The following is a 3,927-nucleotide window of genomic DNA, read 5'->3' on the forward strand; positions in this document are numbered from 1 at the left end:
ACCCGGGTCACTTCTCAATGGAAATCCTGGGTCAAATCTCGACGGAAATCGACAGGCGTTCGTTCATCAGAGCTTCTCTGCGCTCCTGTGCGTCGCAGCGGCCGCTCTTTTCGCACTCGCGATCGCCTGCGCCCTGTTCTTCGAGACAGCCCGCTTCGATCTGCCGCAAAGGCGTCGAGGCGAGATCGATATATCCGAGCCGACAACAGGGCGACAGCTCGGCCGAAGTCGTGTCCTGACTGTCGCCGCCATGTTCGGGACGGCGGGCGCCTTCGGCTTCATTCCTTTTTTCGCCGAATGGTCGACGACACGGGACGCCGTGCACTTCGATGCGAGCGCCGTAGGCATGGTCCACGCGTCGGCATGGCTCGCTGCGATCATAGTCCTTCCGATCTGGAGTCGCATAATCGACATGGCGGCCGCAACCCGCTCGATCGCGCTGTCATTGATCGGATCATCCGCGGCCTGCGTTGCGCTGTCCATTTCGACCACCGCGCACTCGATAATCGCTTTTCGCGTCGCGCATGGCGCCTTTCATTCTGGACTCAATCCGGCGCTCTATGCCGGATTACGCCGATCCGAAGAGCCAGATCGAGAGCTCGTTTCCGCGCGCACCGGCGTCACTCTCGGGCAGATTCTCGGGCCTGCTCTATGCGGGGTTGTCGTTTCTTTCGTCGGCGCCGATGGCGCGCTGGTGACCGCGGCGGGACTGCCCGCCATCGGGTTGCTCGTTCTCTTCACCGTGCGAGGCGATCGATGACGACCATGAGTGAAAACCCGGCGGCTATGTGGGACCGTCTGGAACATAACCGGCTCATCAACACTTGGCTACGCGAGAGATGTCCGGAGCTTGCAGCCAAGATGGCCGAGAGACGGACCGGGGCGGCCGGAGCAGTGTGGGAAATTCCCGTTGGCCGCCAGTTCGTGCTCGCCGTCTGTCGACGCTATTCGCCCGGCGGCTTCCACGAGTGGACCGCGATTCGGCTCCATGGCCCCGAGACGAACGCAGACGAGATCGCGCCTCATGACCTCGCTTGCCTCATGCTCGCTTCGATCGATCAAGGGACTTCGGACGCGAAGAGACGAGCCTCCGAACGGATCGCTCGATCGATCGAATCGAGTCGTCGTCATGCCGTGTTCCTTTCGTCGCAGTCGCCTGTTTCGTCTGCCGAGCGGGCCGAATGCAGTCTTTGGTTCGGTCATCCATTTCATCCACTCGCAAAGAGCGTCGAGGGTTTCACGTCCGCCGATTTCGAGAAATATGGTCCCGAACGAGGCGCGAAGTTCCAACTCTCCTGGCTTCTCGTCGAGCCGGATCGCGTCGAGAGCTATGTTTGCGCACCGGAGTTGATGTCGAGCGCCGACGCCATTCTGGCCGAGGCGTCTGGATTGAGCGCGAGCGCGATCGGCGGACGGACGCTCATTCCGTGTCATCCGTGGCAGGCGGAGCGCCTGCTGCGGCTCCGACATATTCACGACGATTTGGGCTCGGGAGCATTGTCGCTTGTCGGACCCTCGGGAGAAATCGCGATTCCGACGTCTTCCGTGCGCACCGTCTGGTTCAAGAAGCGTCGCCTCTTCGTGAAGCTGCCTCTCGAAGCTCGGATCACCAATTTCTCGCGTGTGAACACCGCGGAACAGCTCGCCCGCAGCATTGCAGGAGCGCGCGCGATCATGATCGCCGAAGAGCAGGCGCGTGCAGCAGGTCTCACTATTCTTCGAGAGGCCGGCGGACGAATCCTGCGTGATGGCAGGCGCCATTTGCGCCAGACCTATCCAGAGACTGGCTTTCTCTTGCGATTGGCCGATTTCGGTGAGGAGGTCGATCCGATTGTCGTCGCCGGCTTCGTCGAGCGCGATCCACGCACGGGTCGTCCGAATTTGTCCGCCATCGCCGGACGGATTTTCGATGAGCGCAGAGGAACGCTCGAGTGGGTCGAGCGATATATGGAGGTCGTTCTTCTTCCACTCGTTCGATTGCTCGCTACGACGGGGCTCTGCCTCGAGGCGCATGCGCAGAACAGCCTCGTCGCTTTCGATGACGGCTGGCCTTCGCGCCTTTTCGTGCGTGATCTCGAAGGCGTCGCAGTCGATCGCGAAGCCTTCGGGCGCGCCTATCCGTCGATCGTCGCCGATCTCGATGATGTCCTGTTCTACGAGCGAGACGTCGTCGGCCGACGTTTTCTCTATTATGTTATCGTCAATCATGTCGCTCATGTGATGTCCGTTGTGGCGGAGCTCTCCGATGTCGACGAGACACGCCTGTGGATGGCGGGCCGCGGAACGCTCGAGAAGGAGAACGGACCCGCACGAGCGATTATCGAAGAACTCCTTTCCGCCCCGGCTCTGCCGGCCAAGGCAAATTTCACGAGCTGCGTCGCCGGTCGCGGCGAAACGCCGGATTACGTGATGATCGCCAATCCCTTCTCGGCCGGCGACCCGGCTGCTTGTCTCCCAAAGGTCGAAGAGGCGAAGCCATGACCAAATGTGAGCAGAGCGGAACGACGCATGATCAAATCGATCCTTCCGCCTGGGCGGCCGCCGGCCGTCGGGTCGCGGCCCAATTGCTGTCGGCTATCGTGAACGAAAATCTCACTCCCACGGGCATGATCTCGATCGAGGCTGTAAGCATTCGAGAGGCGGAAATCGTATTGGACGTCATTCCGGGGTCGCTCCGGTACAGGGCTCGGGCGCGTCGTGCGCTCGCTTACGAGCGTCTGTCGATCATGGAGAACTCGATACGCAGGATCTCGAGCATCGAACAGGACATTCACGATCCGATACGCCTGCTGGCCGACCTTCTTCCGGCGCTTCCGGGAACGAAGGAAACCCAGGCGCGGTTCGCCGAGGAAATTCTTCGCACCTGGTCGAACCACACACAGTCGCTCTTTTTCGGCGCGGCCAACGGCAAGAGACTGTCGGCGCTTCCATTCGAGGAAGCCGAGAGCGCTCTGACGGATGGGCATCGTCACCATCCATGCTTCAAGTCCAGGATAGGCTTCTCGTCCCGCGACAATCTTGCTTTCGGACCGGAATTCGCAAATGCCGTACGGCCGATCTGGCTCGCCGTCCACCCAGAGCTGATCGCGAGCCGCGCCATCCGCGCGGGGCATGGCCAGGATCGCGAGATCATCGCCGCATCGATGGACGAGACGAGCAGGCGAGAATTCACAGCGACGCTCGCCAGTGAAGTCGACGATCCAGAAGCATATCACTGGCTCCCCGTGCATCCCTGGCAATGGGAGAGAATCGCCGAAGCGGGAACTGTCGCACAAAGAGCGGATGCGCGCATCGTCCTTCTGGGGACATCACAGCGCCGATATCTGCCCCAGCAATCGATCCGAACGATGTCGGACATGACGGACCCGCGCGCGCCGTCTTTGAAGCTCTCGCTGTCCATATGCAATACGTCGACGGCCCGCACGCTCGCGCATCATACGGTGTTGAACGCGCCGATCATCAGCGACTGGCTCAAAAGCGTCGCATCATCGGATTCGTTCCTCGCCGAGACGGGCGCAATCTTCCTCGCCGAGCATATGGGCAGCGCCGTCGCCCTGCCTCGAGACGAGGATCCGTTCGAGTGGCTGAACGGAGGTCTGGCGGCGATCTGGCGCGATCCGATCGGCATTTTTCTCGCCGAGGGCGAGAAGGCTGTCCCGTTCTCCCTGCTCACGCATCTCGACTACGACGGCCCTCCGGCGATCGAAAAGTGGGTGTCACGATACGGCGCGGCGGCATGGGCCACGGCTTTGCTGCGCGCAGCCATGCTTCCGGTCGTCCATCTGCTTCTCGCCCGTGGAATCGCCGTCGAGAGCCATCAGCAGAACATGGTTTTAGTGCATCGCGACGGATGGCCGATCCGCGTTGCGTTGAAGGTGTCGATTTCCGTCGAGATTTGACCCAGGATTTCCATTGAGAAGTGACCCG

General features: G+C 61.3%; 3 protein-coding genes. All 3 read left to right on the top strand.

All coding sequences use genetic code 11. The features are described 5' to 3' along the window. The first annotated feature begins 250 nt into the window (after nucleotides 1-250). The 3 genes from KP010_RS22260 (at nucleotide 251) to KP010_RS22270 (ending at nucleotide 3,899) form a co-directional block, all read left to right on the top strand. Nucleotides 251-760: an MFS transporter gene (locus KP010_RS22260; protein WP_253203993.1), complete on the top strand. Its 510-nt coding sequence runs from the start codon at nucleotides 251-253 to the stop codon at nucleotides 758-760. A 281-nt stretch (nucleotides 761-1,041) separates the two neighbouring features. Beyond that, nucleotides 1,042-2,481, top strand: a complete 1,440-nt coding sequence (locus KP010_RS22265; protein WP_253203994.1) for an IucA/IucC family siderophore biosynthesis protein — start codon at nucleotides 1,042-1,044, stop codon at nucleotides 2,479-2,481. Beyond that, entirely contained in the window at nucleotides 2,478-3,899 is a 1,422-nt protein-coding gene (locus KP010_RS22270; RefSeq protein WP_216281884.1) for an IucA/IucC family siderophore biosynthesis protein, read from the top strand. Before KP010_RS22265 ends, KP010_RS22270 begins: the two co-directional genes overlap by 4 nt. Nucleotides 3,900-3,927 lie beyond the last annotated feature (28 nt).

The organism is Methylosinus sp. KRF6 (genome assembly GCF_018887255.1).
GTDB classification, from domain to species: domain Bacteria; phylum Pseudomonadota; class Alphaproteobacteria; order Rhizobiales; family Beijerinckiaceae; genus Methylosinus; species Methylosinus sporium.